14 protein-coding genes are annotated in these 16,155 nt (G+C 49.1%); 10 read left to right on the forward strand and 4 right to left on the reverse strand.

Features of this window, described 5'->3' with window-relative positions; genetic code table 11:
• Positions 1–31 precede the first annotated feature (31 nt).
• From Q0Z62_RS04595 to Q0Z62_RS04605, 3 genes are all read left to right on the forward strand, one after another.
• Positions 32–883 (forward strand): ScpA family protein, encoded by an 852-nt coding sequence (locus Q0Z62_RS04595; RefSeq protein WP_298051396.1) that lies wholly within the window; start codon positions 32–34, stop codon positions 881–883.
• A gap of 21 nt (positions 884–904) precedes the next feature.
• Positions 905–1,747, forward strand: a complete 843-nt coding sequence (panC, locus tag Q0Z62_RS04600) for a pantoate--beta-alanine ligase (RefSeq protein ID WP_269901187.1) — start codon at positions 905–907, stop codon at positions 1,745–1,747.
• A 154-nt stretch (positions 1,748–1,901) separates the two neighbouring features.
• The gene (locus tag Q0Z62_RS04605; RefSeq protein ID WP_298051401.1) at positions 1,902–2,180 is read left to right on the forward strand and encodes a LuxR C-terminal-related transcriptional regulator; all 279 of its coding nucleotides are present in this window, start codon (positions 1,902–1,904) and stop codon (positions 2,178–2,180) included.
• Here Q0Z62_RS04605 and Q0Z62_RS04610 read toward each other — a convergent pair.
• Positions 2,117–2,746, reverse strand: a complete 630-nt coding sequence (locus Q0Z62_RS04610) for a hypothetical protein (protein WP_298051405.1) — start codon at positions 2,744–2,746, stop codon at positions 2,117–2,119. The two genes, Q0Z62_RS04605 and Q0Z62_RS04610, sit on opposite strands and share 64 nt — an antisense overlap.
• A 72-nt stretch (positions 2,747–2,818) precedes the next feature.
• Between Q0Z62_RS04610 and Q0Z62_RS04615 the strand changes: the two genes are divergently transcribed.
• From Q0Z62_RS04615 to Q0Z62_RS04645, 7 genes are read left to right on the forward strand one after another with little or no spacing between them, the layout of a single operon-like run.
• Complete coding sequence (locus Q0Z62_RS04615; protein WP_298051408.1) at positions 2,819–3,499, forward strand: A24 family peptidase; 681 nt, start codon at positions 2,819–2,821, stop codon at positions 3,497–3,499.
• A 6-nt stretch (positions 3,500–3,505) separates the two neighbouring features.
• Positions 3,506–4,105 carry a dephospho-CoA kinase gene (gene coaE / locus Q0Z62_RS04620; RefSeq protein WP_269901191.1) on the forward strand — a complete coding sequence of 200 codons (600 nt, stop codon included), beginning with the start codon at positions 3,506–3,508 and terminating at the stop codon, positions 4,103–4,105.
• 55 nt (positions 4,106–4,160) lie between these two features.
• Positions 4,161–4,916, forward strand: coding sequence for a cell division protein ZapD (gene zapD / locus Q0Z62_RS04625; RefSeq protein ID WP_298051413.1), 756 nt, complete (start codon positions 4,161–4,163; stop codon positions 4,914–4,916).
• A 26-nt stretch (positions 4,917–4,942) separates the two neighbouring features.
• Positions 4,943–6,142, forward strand: coding sequence for an efflux RND transporter periplasmic adaptor subunit (locus Q0Z62_RS04630; protein ID WP_298051416.1), 1,200 nt, complete (start codon positions 4,943–4,945; stop codon positions 6,140–6,142).
• 12 nt (positions 6,143–6,154) lie between these two features.
• Positions 6,155–9,247 carry a multidrug efflux RND transporter permease subunit gene (locus Q0Z62_RS04635; RefSeq protein WP_298051419.1) on the forward strand — a complete coding sequence of 1,031 codons (3,093 nt, stop codon included), beginning with the start codon at positions 6,155–6,157 and terminating at the stop codon, positions 9,245–9,247.
• On the forward strand, positions 9,244–12,339 hold the full coding sequence (locus Q0Z62_RS04640) for an efflux RND transporter permease subunit (RefSeq protein WP_298051423.1): 3,096 nt from the start codon (positions 9,244–9,246) through the stop codon (positions 12,337–12,339). Before Q0Z62_RS04635 ends, Q0Z62_RS04640 begins: the two co-directional genes overlap by 4 nt.
• Positions 12,336–13,721, forward strand: a complete 1,386-nt coding sequence (locus Q0Z62_RS04645; protein ID WP_298051426.1) for an efflux transporter outer membrane subunit — start codon at positions 12,336–12,338, stop codon at positions 13,719–13,721. The genes Q0Z62_RS04640 and Q0Z62_RS04645 overlap by 4 nt, the downstream gene beginning before the upstream one ends.
• Positions 13,722–13,732: 11 nt before the next feature.
• Here Q0Z62_RS04645 and Q0Z62_RS04650 read toward each other — a convergent pair whose 3' ends face one another.
• From Q0Z62_RS04650 to Q0Z62_RS04660, 3 genes are all read right to left on the reverse strand, one after another.
• Positions 13,733–14,473: a methyltransferase domain-containing protein gene (locus Q0Z62_RS04650; RefSeq protein ID WP_298051429.1), complete on the reverse strand. Its 741-nt coding sequence runs from the start codon at positions 14,471–14,473 to the stop codon at positions 13,733–13,735.
• Positions 14,466–15,461, reverse strand: coding sequence for a Nudix family hydrolase (locus Q0Z62_RS04655; protein ID WP_298051432.1), 996 nt, complete (start codon positions 15,459–15,461; stop codon positions 14,466–14,468). The genes Q0Z62_RS04650 and Q0Z62_RS04655 overlap by 8 nt, the downstream gene beginning before the upstream one ends.
• A partial coding sequence (locus Q0Z62_RS04660) for an ATP-binding protein (protein ID WP_298051435.1) occupies positions 15,451–16,155 on the reverse strand: 705 nt, incomplete at its 5' end. The genes Q0Z62_RS04660 and Q0Z62_RS04655, both read right to left, overlap by 11 nt.

The raw sequence follows: 16,155 nt of genomic DNA on the forward strand, positions 1-16,155 counted from the left end.
CACTGATTCGTTTTTTGGGGCGACTACTACGTTGTCTATAACAGAGGTAACAGAGACCCATACCTTGGACGACAAGGAGGTCTACGCACGCCTATATGGCGAACCTTTGTTTGCTATACCGTCTGATTTATATATTCCGCCGCAGGCCTTAGAAATTATCCTGCATAGTTTTGAAGGCCCGCTGGATTTATTGCTGTATTTGATTCGTAAACAAAACTTTGATGTGCTGGATATTCCGATGGCGCAGGTCACGGCCCAGTATTTGGTTTACGTAGATCAGCTGCGACAGTCCAATCTAGAGTTAGCTGGTGAATATTTATTAATGGCGGCATTGCTGATTGAGATCAAATCGCGTATGTTATTGCCAGTCAAAAAGGCAGACACCGGCGAAGAGGTCGAAGACCCTCGGGCAGAATTAGTACGGCGACTTTTAGCTTACGAGCAAATGAAGCAGGCCGCCCAAGAGCTAGACCAATTACCACGGCTGGAACGTGATTTTTGGGTTGCACATGCTCAGGCTGACTTACATATCGAGCAAATTTTGCCTGATGTGTGCGCCGAGGATTTACGACAAGCATGGCAAAGCATTTTAAAGCGCGCTAAATTACATCAATCTCATTTGGTGACACGAGAGCAACTATCGGTACGTGATCACATGAGTCAAATTTTGCGGCGTTTGTCTGATACTGAATTTTTAGAATTTAATCAGTTATTTACTAATTTGTTAGAGCAGACCGAGTCAGATGCAGTGGCGGTGGTGGTAGTGCATTTTTTGGCGATGTTAGAGCTTGTCAAAGAGGCGTTGATTGAATTGAGTCAGTCACACCCTTATGCGCCGATTTATCTGCGGTTGGCCTATGCGCCAATCAGCTCGGCAGTTTAATTTTTTCCATCGGAGTTCCGAGTGAAAGTTGTTCATACTATTCAAGAGTTACGAGATCAGTTGCAAGGTCAATTACGGGTCGCATTTGTACCCACAATGGGGAATTTGCACGAAGGTCATTTGTCACTCATGAAAATGGCACGCCAGCACGGGGACCCTGTGGTTGCCAGTATCTTTGTGAATCCATTGCAGTTTGGGCCCACAGAGGATTTTGCTGAATATCCACGCACATTAGCCCAAGATATAGAAAAGCTAGAAAAAGCACGTGATGTGTATGTGCTATTTGCGCCGTCCGAAAAGGAAATGTATCCGGAGCCGCAAAGTTTTCGTATGCAGCCCCCCAATGATTTAGGCAATATCCTAGAGGGCGAGTTTAGACCTGGTTTTTTTGATGGCGTCAGCACCGTCGTCATGAAGTTATTTTCTTGTGTGCAGCCTAGAGTCGCTGTGTTTGGAAAAAAGGACTACCAGCAGTTGATGGTTGTACGCAAAATGTGTAGACAATTTCAGCTACCTGTAAAGATTCTTGCTCATGAGACAGTACGTGAAACAGATGGGTTAGCTTTGTCATCGCGTAACCGCTATTTGACGGAAGCCGAACGTAACCAAGCCCCGCAACTGTATGCCTGTTTGCAGGCAGTACGAGAGCGAGTTTTAGCGGGGGAAACCGATGTGCGCGCCATTGAGCAAGAGGCTGCTCTGCGATTGACGCAACAAGGGTGGGATGTGGACTATTTATCCTTGCGTCGTCAAAGCGATTTGTTGTTGCCTTCTGCCGCTGAATTAGCCGCTGGAGAGCCTTTGGTGGCTTTAGGGGCTGCTCATTTAGGGCAGACGCGCTTGATAGATAACTTAGAATTATAACTAAAAAATTCACCTATTTTTATGCCTGTGTAATGCGATAAAAGCAAACCATCAGGGTTTTTACGCTAGGTATTTAAGTGGGTTGTAAATTGATAACGCCTCCTTAGAATAAAGGTTACGTAGCAGTTTGTAACATTATTCTCAAGGAGGCTTTATGCAAATTCCGGTGTTAACCAGTGTGTTAACTCAAATGGAAAACGTAGTGGTGGGGCAGGTCTTGAGTGGTAAAGCCAACAAAAACATTGCTGGCGATTTAATTTTATCTCAACGAACCATAGAGGTGCATCGCGCCAACGTCTTTCAAAAGATGCGTGTGCGCAATGCCGTACAGCTCGTTAATTTATTGTCTCATCACCAAAAAAACAGGGGTCAGGGGCGGCAGATGGGGCCCGTTTGGTTTTCTAGTTCTGACACGGAGTCAACCTCTGGTTGACGGCTTAGGTGCGTTTCCAATGTGGGTTTTACATAGTTAAAAATATTCACACGCAATTGATGATCGTGCACAAAGCTTAAATCCGCTAATACGGTGTCATTTTGAGTTTGTAAAATAATGCGAGTCGGATTGGTTCCAGTCTGATGCCAACAGCCTTGGCTAATTACCGGTTCTGCGTTGGTATTTGCTGCGCTGGCTCGCATACGCCACACACCATTTGGGCTCATGGTGGCTAATAGTCGTACAGGCATACATGCTGAGTCTGATGGTGGACAAGCGATTGTGCCTAAAAACGTGCGGGCTTCTAATAGCTCTCGGATTTGTCCTGCTGGCACAGTTTGTTCAGGGGCGCTTTCGGCGGTTTTATTTTTCCCTAACCCAAAAGACCATTGTGAGTTGGCTTGTCCCCGATCACGGCTTCCTCTGGCTTGTTCTTGGGCGTCGCTTAGCGACGAGGCGCGTTGTGGTTCTTGTACTTGCGGCTTAAGTGAACAGCCCGCCGCGATGACAGCAGCGGTTAATGCCGTAGCAAGATAAAGCGGGCGTAGAGCGCGTTTTGCAAACATAGACTCGTCCTTTTAGTCAGGGCAACAACAATGTATATATTTGGATTATATCTTGGACTGAGTACAACGTTCTTGAGTTATCTTTATTTAAAGGTAGTTCCTCTCTATGCTCAGCAAATACAGCAAGGCCAACTAGCCGATGAGCGTTTATGGTGGTGGTCTGTTGTTCACGCCTATAAACAGTCAGTCTCTATCTCTTTGTGGCGCTTATTGAGTTATGCCTTATTGTTTGGACTTGGTTTGTGGCTCGTTGTTAGCTATAAGCCGTGGTGCGAAAATGCTCCGGCGATCAATCTGCTATTAGGCACGATTTGGGTAGGCGTTCTGGCTTTATTAGGCCGTATTGATAAACAGTGCTTTTTATTACCCGATGTATTAACGCAGTTTTTATTGTGGGTCGGACTGTTGTGGGCCGTAATCGGTCAGCCTGGGTCTGTTACTACGCTTTTGGTGACAGCGGCTGGGGTCTATGTGGCTGGGCGTATCATCAATATATTGGCAGGAATATTGATAAAACAGCCCTTGTTTGGTCTGGGTGATGTTAAATTGTTAGTTGCGCTTACGACATGGTTAGGGCCGTATCCCGTATTGCTTTTGTTTTTTCTGGCGTGTGTGTTGTGTCTGATTTCAGAGGCGCTACAACAGCGCTGTTGGCGACCTCGCGGGCATTGCGCTTTTGGGCCTTATATTGTGTCGGCAACTTTTTTGGTTTGGCTGCTGCCCTACTCTTGGGTTGCGCTTTTACGTGTGTAACGAAAAATGCAAAAAATTGGATTAACTGGTGGCATTGGCTCAGGGAAATCGTATGTGGCAGACCTCTTTCAGCAGTGGGGGGCGACGGTTGTAGATACGGATGTGATTGCACACCAGTTGACCGCGCCCGCTGGCGCTGCCATTGAGCCAATCCGCCAGCATTTTGGCGATGCTTTTATCACTGAGCAGGGGGCAATGAATCGAGATCGAATGCGCGATCTGGTTTTTAAGCACCCCTTACAGCGGCAAGATTTGCAAAACATATTGCACCCTTTGATTAGAGACTTTACATTTAGACAGGTAGAGCAAGCTCAAGGGTGCTATGTTGTAGTGGTCGTGCCGCTGCTCATCGAATCAGGCTCTTGGGCGTCTTATGTGGATCGGGTCTGTGTGGTGGACTGTGATGAGGCCACACAAATCAATCGCGTTGTGCAACGCAACGGGCTGACGCCTGAGCAGATACAACGTATTATGCAGGCTCAGGCCACACGCCAACAACGACTTGCCGTGGCTGATGATGTTATTGTGAATGATGTAAATACATCCCTAGAGCAACTGACGATACAGGCGCAGCAATTACACAATCAATGGTGCAAGCTCTCTTAATTTTTAGAGATGACTTGGTTAAATTCAGTGTTAGATTAATTAGGGTTCTGGTCGCGTGATTTTGTACGAATACCCATGTAACGAACGAGTACGAACTTTTCTGCGTGTTGAGTATTTATTCAACCGTTTAGCTTTCTTTATGGATAGCTCCGAGCCGCAATTGCATCAGGTGGCTATCGCAACGCTATTTGACTTACTAGATGTCACTGAACGTACTGATTTACGGGGCATGGTGTTGCAAGACCTAGAGCGTCAGCGTGTCGCGTTGGCAGCCCTCAGGGAACATCCTCATGTTTCCGCTAGTATGTTGGACAAGATGCTGGCTGAAATCACTCAGGCTGCCGCTGGTTTGGCTGAACCAGGCCGTATTGCCCAGAGTTTACGTGATAATGAGTGGCTAAATAGTGTGCGTGGGCGCTTAGCCGTACCGGGCGGATCGTCTCCTGTAGATATGCCGTCATTTTTTGGTTGGCAGGCATTGCCCGCCGAACAACGTCAGGCCGATATCAAGCGTTGGAGCGCTTCATTTATACCGCTAAAAAATGCCTTAGATTTGATTTTGCGTATTTTACGTGGCGCAGGTGATGTGGTGAATCAGGTGGCTCCAAATGGCTCTTATCAAGAAATGCTCGGTGGCAAGTCCTTTCAAATGCTGCGTGTGTGGGTGGATGAGAAATACAGTGTGTTTCCAGAGATGAGCGCTAATAAGTATGTTATTTTGGTACGTTTTTCTAAGCAGGTAGAGGACCATAAGTCCTCACCGATTAAACACGACATACCTTTTCAGTTAGCGCGTTGTAATATAGGCTAATTTTTCTTTAGCTGGAGAGCTTGAGCATGACGGCAACACAAACCTCAGATACAGCAAAAAAACGCTGGTTGTGGGTGATTGTATTTATTCTTGTTTTGGTTGGCGTTTGGTATTGGTTGACTCAATCTAATGCAGCAACGAATGCCGCAAATAATACACGACCTGCTATGGGCGCGCGTGGCGCGGTCAAGACCCCAGTAAAAACCGCAGACGTGGTGCAAGGGGTCGTCGAGGAACGACTGTATTCAGTGGGCACTGTACAGGCCTTTAATACGGTTACGGTACGCGCGCGCGTAGAGGGCGAATTACAAAAAATCTACTTTAAAGACGGTCAGTTTGTGCAGTCAGGCGATGTGCTGGCTCAGGTAGATCCGCGTCCTTATCAGGCTAAATTAGATCAAGCTCAAGGTCAGCTAAAACAAAGCCTATCTCAGCTAAATCAAGCCCAAAGTGATTTGGCCCGCTTTCAAACGCTTGCCAAACAGCAATCTATCGCCAAACAACAAGTCGATAATCAGGTGGCGTTAGTCGATCAGTTGAAAGGGGCCGTAGACAGTGCTAAGGCTGCGGTAGACGACGCAAAATTACAATTAAGCTACACCAAAATTACAGCTCCTATTGATGGTCGTTTAGGGTTACGAAATTTAGACGAAGGTAACTTAATTTCAGCGGCAAATACGGATGGGTTGGTTGTTATTACTCAGACTCAGCCTATTGCTGTGAGCTTCTCTTTACCCGAAAATGATTTGCAGCGACTCATGGAACGTCTAGAGCTAGAGCAAACCTTAACGGTGCATGTCAGCGATAGACAAAATAAGTTAATTAGTTCTGGGGCATTATTGGCAGTAGACAATCAAATCAATATGGATACCGGCACAGTACGTATCAAAGCCTCTATCCCTAATTTAGATAATCGTTTGTTTCCCAATCAGTTCGTAAGCGTGAATGTATTGTTAGCTCAACATCAGGGGGCTGTGATTCCAAGTTCAGCCGTCCAAACCGGGTCGATTGGGGATTTTGTCTATGTCATGGATGCAGAGCAAAAGGTGCATATCCAAAAAATACACGTTGGCCTAATGGCTGATGAGCAAAGCTTAGTTACTGAAGGCTTAAATTTGGGTGATAAGGTCGTTACCGAAGGCACCGATAGATTACGAGAAGGAAGCGCTGTAGAGGCCGTAAATAACCCATCAGGAGTGCGCGGTCAGGGCGCAATTACACCCTAAAGGGGCAATACGGTGAATATATCCCGGTTATTTATTTTACGACCCGTTGCGACAACCTTAGCAATGGTAGCCCTGCTCATTGCAGGGCTTATGGGTTATAAGGCGTTGCCAGTGGCTGCTTTGCCGCAGGTGGATTACCCCACGATTCAAGTGGTGACCTTATACCCCGGGGCCAGCCCCAGTGTGATGGCGTCGTTAGTGACTTCGCCCCTAGAGCGTCAGCTAGGGCAGATGCCTGGTCTGGCGCAAATGAGTTCCGCTAGTTCTGGCGGCGCATCTAGAATCACCTTGCAGTTTGATTTAGGCTTATCGTTGGCTATAGCTGAACAAGAGGTGCAGGCGGCAATTAATGCCGCGTCAAACATGCTGCCCTCTGATTTGCCATCGCCCCCCCTCTATAACAAGGTGAATCCGGCTGACCAGCCCGTCATTAGTTTGGCTGTTACGTCACCGACGATTCCGCTGCCCCAAGTCAGAGATCTGATTGATTTACGGGTTGCCCAAAAACTGTCGCAGGTGACGGGGGTGGGTTTAGTGAGTATTGCGGGGGGGCAGCGCCCAGCCGTTCGTATTCAAGTCAATCCAGAGGCCATCGCAGCACGCAATCTAACCATGGCAACGGTACGACAAGCGATTGTGGGGGCAAACGTCAACCAGCCTAAAGGGAATCTAGATGGCCCTCAGCGTTCTACGACCATTAGTGCTAATGAGCAACTGCGATCGGTAGAGGATTACGAGAACTTAATTATTCAGTATGTGAATGATGCCCCGTTGCGCTTAGGTGATATAGCGACGGTGGTGCAAGATGCCGAGGATTTACGTCAGGCTGCATGGGTAGGTAGTCAACCGGCGATCTTATTGAATGTGCAGCGTCAGCCCGGCGCGAACGTCATCGAGGTGGCCGACAGCATCAAGGCCCAACTTGATAGTTTGCAACGATCATTACCAACTGGTATTGATATTAGCGTGGCAACAGATCGTACCTTAACGATTCGAGACTCAGTGAAGCAGGTGCAAACCGAAATGCTGATGGCGATTGCGTTGGTGGTTTTAGTCACCTTTGTATTTTTGCGCACGTGGACAGCCACGTTCATTCCCTCCGTGGTGGTTCCCTTATCCATCGCTGGTACGTTTGCCATTATGTTTATGTTTGGCTTCAGTATCAACAATTTGACCTTGATGGCGCTTACCATTGCAACTGGTTTTGTGGTCGATGATGCCATTGTGATGATTGAAAACATTGCCCGCTATATCGAAGAAGGGATGCAGCCTATGCAGGCGGCACTAAAGGGCGCTCAGCAAATTACCTTTACCTTGATTTCATTGACGATTTCGCTGGTAGCGGTGTTGATTCCCTTGCTTTTCATGAGTGATGTGATTGGGCGTCTATTCCAAGAGTTTGCTATTACCTTGGCAGTGGCGATTGGCTTGTCATTGTTTATTTCACTGAGCCTCACCCCCATGATGTGCGCTCGACTATTACGCGCCCCTGATGCCGAGCCAGAAAAACAAAGCCGATTTATTCAGATGGCAGATCGGGGCATGCAGCGCTTAACTGCCCGCTACGAACAAGGCTTGGACTGGGTATTGGGCCGTCAGACTTTGACCCTTTTGGTTGCTGTCGCCACATTAGTGCTGACTGCAGGTCTTTATTGGGCTGTCCCAAAGGGGTTTTTCCCACAACAAGACACAGGCATGATTCAGGCCATCACAGAGGGGCCACAGGCCGCGTCGTTTCGTGCCATGTCTACCTTACAAACACAGGCTGCCGACAAAATATTGACCCATCCAGATGTGGTGGCGGTGACGTCATTTATTGGGGTGGATGGCAGTAATCCCACCTTGAATACGGGCCGCATGCAGATTGCCTTATTACCCCATAAGGAACGCAGCAAAACCGCACAGCAGATTATCGACGATATTGCGCAAGACTTTGGCCAAGACCCAGATTTTCGTCTTTATCTGCAACCCGTCCAAGAGTTGACGGTAGACGATCAAATCAGCCGTACTGCGTATCAGTTAGCCTTATCAGACCCCGATCCGTTGTTATTGCATGATTGGGTACCCACGTGGTTAGAAACCTTGCAGCAGTTACCCGAACTGGCCGAGGTAGCCACTGACCTACAGCAGCGTGGTCTACAGGTGATGGTCGATGTGGATCGGGATGCGGCGGCTCGTTTAGGAGTCAGCAAATCCACGATTGATGATGTGCTTTATGATGCCTTTGGTCAGCGTTTGATCTCTACGATTTATACACAATCTGCTCAATATCGGGTTGTGCTAGAGGTCGCGCCCGCGTTCCGCTTATCTCCAGATAGTTTACGCTCTATCTATATTCCTACCCGCAGTGGTCAAGTGATCCCACTATTAGCCATTGCTACCTTAAAGATGGGGCAAATTGAGCTATCTATTGATCGTTTAGATCAGTTTCCTGCGACCCAGCTGTCCTTTAATGTGGCGTCAGGCTATTCCTTGTCCGATGCGGTGCTGGCGATTCAACACAGTGCCAGCGCAGAAGGGTTGCCGGAATCAACTGAACTACGATTTTTAGGGGCAGCGCAGGCGTTTGAGTCCTCGTTGTCCAGTAGTTTATGGTTGCTGTTGGCTGCCGTCGTGACGATGTACATCGTTTTGGGGATTCTCTACGAAAGCTACATTCATCCGGTCACCATTTTATCTACGCTGCCTTCGGCGACGATTGGTGCATTAGCCGCCTTATTGTTGACAGGGCGCGAGCTAGATATGGTGGGCATTATTGGTATTATTTTGCTGATCGGAATCGTAAAGAAAAATGCCATCATGATGATTGATTTTGCCTTGGTGGCTCAACGCCAAGACAAGCTCTCTGCGCGTGATGCGATTCATCAGGCGGCGTTATTGCGTTTTAGACCGATTTTAATGACCACTTTTGCGGCGTTGTTCAGTGCTGTGCCATTGATGTTAGCGACAGGCTCAGGGGCTGAAATGCGTCAGCCGCTGGGTCTGGTGATGGTGGGTGGCCTAGTGTGCAGCCAGTTGTTAACCCTGTTCACTACGCCGGTCATTTATTTATTTTTTGATCATTGGTCACAACGCTGGCAGCAACATAAACAGAGGGCAGCATGAGGCGTTGGCTAACGGCCTTTATTATGCGCCCTGTTGCCACTACGCTACTTTGTGTGGCGATGGTTTGTACGGGGCTATTAGCCTTGTGGCAACTACCGGTTGCCCCCTTGCCGCAGATGGATTTCCCGATGATTTCCGTGTCGGCAAGTCTGCCGGGGGCAAGTCCAGAGACGATGGCCTCCAGTGTGGCAACCCCCCTAGAACAGTCCTTAGGGGCGATCTCAGGTTTAAGTGAAATGACCTCGCGTAGCTCCGAGGGCTCGACCCGTATTACCTTATTATTTGAATTAGAACGCGATATTAACGAGGCCGCGAGAGACGTACAAGCCGCCATCAATCAGGCACGACCGATGTTGCCTTCTGGAATGCGTGGTGTGCCTTCGTACCATAAGGTTAACCCTTCGTCCTCTCCCATTATGGTGCTTGCGATGACATCGCCTATTGCGAGCCAAGGGCAGCTGTTTGATTTGGCGACCACCATCGTGGCGCAAAAGCTGGCTCAGGTAAAAGGCGTGGGCGAGGTCAGCGTAGGTGGTGGCTCATTACCTGCCGTGCGTATTAGCTTAAACCCAGAGGCCTTAGCGGTGTCAGGTTTGGCTCTAGATACGGTGCGTAATGCGATTTCAACTGAGAATCAGTTACGTCCTACCGGCTATGTGGAAAATGCAGACGAACAATGGTGGCTGAGTTCTGGCAAGCAAATGAATCAGGCTGAACAGCTATCTTCCTTAATTATTGGTTGGGATAACGACAGTCCTATTCGATTACGCGACGTGGCGCTGGTAGAGGATTCGGTTGAAGACTTAAATAACATGGGCTATATCAACGACGAGCCCGGCGTACTGATTATTGTTCGGCGACAGGCCGATGCGAACATCATTGAGACGGTGGAATCCATTCGTGAGCGCATCCCTTTGTTCGAGGCCATGATGCCTGCCGATGTGCGTTTGCAAGTGGCTCAGGATCGCACCCCCAGCATACGCGCCTCCATGGAGGAGGCGCAAAAGACCTTGTTTATTGCTGTGATCTTAGTGGTGCTAGTGGTGTTGGTGTTTTTACGTGATTGGCGTGCAGCCTTGATACCGGCTGTTGCCGTTCCTGCGTCATTAATCAGCACCTTTGCCCTTATGCATTTATTTGGTTTTACCTTAAATACCATTTCGCTCATGGCGTTGATCGTTGCTACGGGCTTTGTGGTCGATGATGCGATTGTGGTGCTAGAGAGCATCATGCGCTACATAGAGCGTGGCTACAGCCCGTTGCGTGCGGCGGCTCGAGGCGTACGGGACGTGGGTTTTACGGTAACGGCGATGAGCCTGTCATTAGTAGCCGTGTTTATTCCTATGTGGTTAGTCGGTGGCTTAGTTGGTGGGTTGTTTAAAGAGTTTGCGGTGACTTTATCGGTGGCGGTGATGATCTCTTGGCTTATCTCTTTGATTTTGACCCCGATGATGGCGTCTAAGTTATTGCGTGTTCGCCATCAACCGCGATTGGTCGATCAGGCCGTCGGGAGAGTGGCTCAGGGTTTTCAGCGATTAGGCCAAGGGGTCATGACAGGCTACAGCGCAACCTTGCGTTTTGCCTTGCGCTATAAGTTTTTAACGCTGCTCTCTTTGGTGGCGACCATTGTGTTAAATGGCTATTTGTATACGGTTGTGCCTAAAGGGCTGTTTCCACAGCAGGATACGGGTCAATTAATGGGTTTTTTTAGGGCTGATAGAGGCATGTCCTTTGAGGCCGTTAAGCCTAAGTTAGATCATTTTCGCCAGATTTTATTAGCTGACCCAGCAGTACGTAGTGTGGCTGTGTTTGCTGGCGGGCGAGGCGGCAGCAATTCATCCATGATTTTAGTTGAGCTTCTGCCGATGGATGAACGCGATGTTAGTGCCTTTGATGTGGTGTCACGATTGCGCAATAAGCTGCAATCAGAACCGGGAGCCCGTATGTTTTTGACCCCACAACAAGATATTTTTGTCGGGGGCGGGCTAGGGCGATCTGGGTCGTATAGCTATAGTTTATTAGCCAGCGATTTGGCCTTGCTAAAAGAATGGCAACCCAAAGTGCAGCGTGCGATGGCGGCCTTGCCGGAACTCACTGATGTGGATACCGATGCGGACGATAAAGGAAGCCGTATAGAGCTGCGCATTGATCGAGAAAAAGCCACCTCGTTAGGCATTGATATGGCCCTAGTTGCCTCTACCTTAAATAATGCCTTTAGTCAGCGACAGGTTTCGGTGGTGTATGGGCGTTTGAATCAATATTATATTGTGATGGGTGTGGCCCCGCAGTTTGCTCAGGATATTGACTCATTACGTAGGCTAGAGGTCGTAACGCGTGACGGGCGACGTGTTCCTTTGGCAGCTTTTACGTATTTTGAGCACGGTAATGCACCACTTAGCGTCAGTCATCAGGGCTTATTCATTGCCGAAAGTGTGTCTTTTGGTTTAGCCGATGGGGTGTCATTAGATCAGGCCGTCGCCGCCATTGATGCGGCGATGGCACAGATTAGTTTGCCTACTCATCAAATTCAGGCTGGGTATGAAGGGTCGGCGCGAATGATGCAAAATGCCTTGGCCCAGCAACCGTGGTTAATACTGGCTGCCTTAGCTGTGATGTACATTGTGTTGGGCATGCTCTATGAAAGCTATATGCACCCACTCACCATTTTATCGACTTTGCCCTCGGCCGGTATAGGTGCGTTATTGGCGTTGCTATTGGTCGATCAAGAGTTTTCTGTGATTGCATTGATCGGGGTGTTTTTACTGATTGGTATTGTGAAAAAAAATGCCATTATGATGGTGGACTATGCCCTAGATGCCCAGCGTAATCATGGATTAAGCACGGCAGACGCGGTGTTTGAGGCCTGTATGATTCGGTTTAGACCCATTATGATGACAACGGTGTCGGCGATTTTAGGTGCGGTGCCATTGATTATTGCAACGGGGCCAGGGGTAGAAATGCGTCAACCTTTAGGCTTAACGATTGTAGGGGGGCTAATTCTTAGTCAAATCCTAACGCTCTACACCACGCCGGTGGTGTATATCTATTTAGAAAAAATCGCACAAAAATTGAGATCAGTAAAGGCGGCATGATGCAAAAGCTATGGATAGGGTTGTGTGGATTAGGTCTAATCGCTGGGTGTGCGGTTGGCCCAGACTATGAACCTACAGAGGTGTATGTAGGTGATCACTTTGCCGCTGCTACGGCCTTAGATCAATCCGCTTGGTTGCCTGTAGTGCCGCTGGATGAGCAAGGGGCGGGGCAGTGGTGGTTATTATTCAATGACCCACAGCTGAATCAATGGATAGGTCAGTTGCATCAGGCGAATGCGAATTTAGCCCAAGCCGAAGCCCGTTACAGGCAAGCTCAAGCTGCCTTGGGCCAAGCCCAATCTGGATTTTTCCCCACCCTCGGTTCCAATGCTTCCGGTCAACGTTCTGGTTCAGGGCAAGGCAGCCCTACCAATCAATATAATTTGAATGCCTCTGCCAGCTGGGAGGTCGATGTATGGGGGCGAGTACGCCGTAGTGTTGAATCTAGCGATGCGAATGTGGCCGCCAGCGCCGCTGATTTGCTTGCGACCCGATTGAGTTTAGAAACCACGTTTGTACAGAGCTATTTTCAAGCTAAGCAGGTGCGGGCAGCACAGCATCTATACGATCAGACCATTGTGGCCTATGAGCGCAGTGTGGTCATGAATCAAGACCGTTTGGGCGTGGGCATGGTTTCTCCGGCGGATGTGGCCTCAGCGCAATCGCAACTCGAAAATGCCCGCACTCAGCGTTTGGCCTTGGATAGGCAATGGGGGCAATTGCGCAATGCGATGGCGGTGCTATTGGGGCAACCACCGGTGGCCTTTGATTTAACGGTGGATCAGGGGTGGGGGGCTTTACCGGCTGTTCCAACGGGTTTGCCAGCTCAGTTATTAGCACGTCGTCCTGATGTGGCTGCAGCAGAGCGCCGCGTTGCGGCAGCGAATGCGCAAATTGGGGTGGCAAAGACGGCTTGGTTGCCTAATTTAACCTTATCAGCACAAGGCGGCTACCGCAGTGGTTCGTGGTCTGATTGGATTAGCGCCCCCGCCCGTTTCTGGTCTTTAGGGCCTGCGTTGGCCTTGACCCTGTTTGATGGGGGCGCACGCACGGCCCGTGTAAATGAGGCCATTGCCACTTACGATGCTCAGGCCGCAGCGTATAAACAAACGGCCCTAGAGGCGCTGCGCGAGGTCGAGGATAATTTAGTCCAATGGCATGGTTTACATAACGAGCTAACGAGTCAGCAGCGGGCGTTAGATGCTGCACGCCAGTCATTGCAGCTGACTCGTAATCAATATGATGCTGGCTTAATTGACTACCTATCTGTAGTACAAGTCGAGACAAGCGCCTTATCAGCCGAAAGAGCCATGCTTAGTCTACAAAGTGATCTGTTTATTAGCGCCGCTAAATTGATTAGTTCTTTAGGTGGGCGTTGGTAAGCCGTGGTGTCTTAATCGCCTTGCATCCATTGTTCTAGGCCCTCTACCCACTCTGAGGCCGCCAACCCGTAGGCCATCGTAATTTGGGTGGCCCGAGCATATAGCTCATCAAAATCCACCGATGGCGGGTTTTTAAAGGCGATCGCGACGATGTTGCCATCGTGTGACTCAGGTAGCCAGGCTACGGCGGCAAAGCATTGCTGCAGATGATTCAGGTTGCGTGCATGCACATACTCATTGCCCAAAATATTGACGGTTAATAAGCCATCTTCGTGCAGTACACGCGCGCATTCTTGATAAAAATCAAGAGATTCTATAGAGGGATTATCGGCTTCAGCACTGTACAGATCCACTTGTAAAATATCTACGCTGCTTGGTTGGGTCTGCTGCAGGTGCTGTAAGGCGTCTTTTTCCAGAACACAGAGTCGCGCATCATTGGGTGGTAACTCAAACAGATGGTGGCAAGCACGAATCACATCTGGGTTTAACTCTACGGCTGTCACTTGCGCCTCTGGGTAGTGCTGGTAGCAAAACTTAGTCAGGGAGGCGGCCCCCAGACCTAATTGCATGATGTGATCGGGCTGATCCATAAAGAGTTGCCACATCATCATTTGTTGTATGTATTGCAGCTCAAGCTGGTCGGGTTGATCTAGACGCATTGCGCCTTGTACCCAAGGAGAGCCTAGATGTAAATAGCGCACGCCTTCGTGCTCTGAGATGGTAACGGGGTCTATAGGGGCTGGATTACTCATGGTTTTCTACAAGTTGGCGGATACCGGCAATGCCATGTGCGCCGTAACGATAGGCCGTGTGAAGGGTGTGAGCAGATTGACCACCAATGGCATAGACCGGGCGGCCTGCTTGGGCGGCGAGCTTTGCAAAACCTGACCAGCCTAACGCTGGCTCATCCGGGTGCGAGGGGGTATCTAAAACATGCCCAATGACGACAAAGTCACTCGCTAAGGTAGCGGCATGCGCCAAGTCCTGTGCATGGTGAGCGGATAGGCCCAATAATTGATGTTCCGCAATAGGGGCGGGTTGGTGTTGTTTTACCAATTGCGCGGCATCTTGGCTGCGCAGATGCATGCCATCGGTATCGCCTACCCAGTCCCACGGATGCACACTATTGATTAGGCACTTAGCGCCGTATTGGTGACACAATTCGGTTGTTTTTTGCAGGGCATTGTGCAAATCGGATTCGGCGTTGTGCTGCATAGCCCAGCTAGGTTCTCTAAACTGCACAAGGCGCACCCCATTGATAAGGGCTTGCTGTAGTTTTTGTAACCAGATCTCTACGCCGTTTGCATCGCCAATTGAGCTAATCAGATACCGAGAGGGCAGAGCTAACCAGTTCAATACCGGAAAGGTAGCAGGCAAAATGGGGCCTATCGCCACATCAATGGGCTGCTGTTGGGGACACCAAGCCAGTTTCTGGGATTCCAGTGGGGTAGGATCACCCTGCCAATCGGTGACTTTGCAGAAGTTTAATTCAACGGTACTGCGGGGGTAATGATGAAGGTATCGTACCCACGGTAATACGGTGGTGGCCTCAATCGCAATTTCTTCTTTAAGTTCACGGATTAAGGCTTGCTCAACGCTTTCACCAGCTTCAATTTTTCCACCGGGTAACTCCCACCAATGAGGCCACGGTTTATCTGCTGGGCGACTGCCAAGTAATACGGCACCATCGGGTCGTAGGATGACCCCTACGGCGACTCTTATGTAGAGCTTATCCGACATGAGTGGCAGCCCAATCACGTGCAAATTGTTGTGCGACTCGACCTGATCTGGAGCCTCGATGTAGCGCCCACTGCAAGGCTTCCCGTCTGGCATTTTCAACTTGATCTGCAGGACAACCTAACTGTTGTAGCCAGTAATACACAATGTTTAAGTAGTCATCTTGTTTGAATTGATAAAAGGATAACCAAATCCCAAACCGCTCAGACAGAGATACTTTTTCTTCGACGGCCTCGCCGTAATGGAGTTCACCTGTAGCAGGCGTCGTGGTGGCTAAGTTGTCTGCTGCGTATTCCGGCATCAAGTGACGGCGATTAGAGGTGGCATAAATCAAGACGTTATCACTGGGGGCGGCAATGGAGCCGTCCAGAACGGATTTCAGGGCTTTGTATCCGCCTTCACCATCCTCAAAAGAGAGATCATCACTAAAGATAATAAACCGCTCTGAACGAGACGAAATTAGCTCAATAATGTCGGGTAAGTCACCCATGTCGTTTTTGTCTATTTCGATTAAACGTAAGCCTTGATCTGCAAACTGATTGAGCATGGCTTTGACTAAGGAGCTTTTTCCTGTGCCTCTAGCCCCAGTCATCAGCACGTTATTTGCGGGTTTTCCAGCCACAAAATTAGCGGTATTACGGGTAATGGTTTCTTTTTGCTGCTCAATATGTTGCAGATCGTCTGGGCTAATAGTAGC

Origin of the sequence: uncultured Paenalcaligenes sp. (assembly GCF_947630565.1) — a bacterium.
In the GTDB taxonomy this organism is placed as follows: domain Bacteria; phylum Pseudomonadota; class Gammaproteobacteria; order Burkholderiales; family Burkholderiaceae_B; genus Paenalcaligenes; species Paenalcaligenes faecalis.

Excerpts from the sequence above, each read along its gene's own strand:
- Q0Z62_RS04605 (WP_298051401.1), top strand. The coding sequence starts at position 1,902 with ATGCAAATTCCGGTGTTAACCAGTGTGTTAACTCAAATGGAAAACGTA.
- Q0Z62_RS04610 (WP_298051405.1), bottom strand. The coding sequence starts at position 2,746 with ATGTTTGCAAAACGCGCTCTACGCCCGCTTTATCTTGCTACGGCATTA.
- coaE (WP_269901191.1), top strand. The coding sequence starts at position 3,506 with ATGCAAAAAATTGGATTAACTGGTGGCATTGGCTCAGGGAAATCGTAT.
- Q0Z62_RS04630 (WP_298051416.1), top strand. The coding sequence starts at position 4,943 with ATGACGGCAACACAAACCTCAGATACAGCAAAAAAACGCTGGTTGTGG.
- Q0Z62_RS04640 (WP_298051423.1), top strand. The coding sequence starts at position 9,244 with ATGAGGCGTTGGCTAACGGCCTTTATTATGCGCCCTGTTGCCACTACG.
- Q0Z62_RS04645 (WP_298051426.1), top strand. The coding sequence starts at position 12,336 with ATGATGCAAAAGCTATGGATAGGGTTGTGTGGATTAGGTCTAATCGCT.
- Q0Z62_RS04650 (WP_298051429.1), bottom strand. The coding sequence starts at position 14,473 with ATGAGTAATCCAGCCCCTATAGACCCCGTTACCATCTCAGAGCACGAA.
- Q0Z62_RS04655 (WP_298051432.1), bottom strand. The coding sequence starts at position 15,461 with ATGTCGGATAAGCTCTACATAAGAGTCGCCGTAGGGGTCATCCTACGA.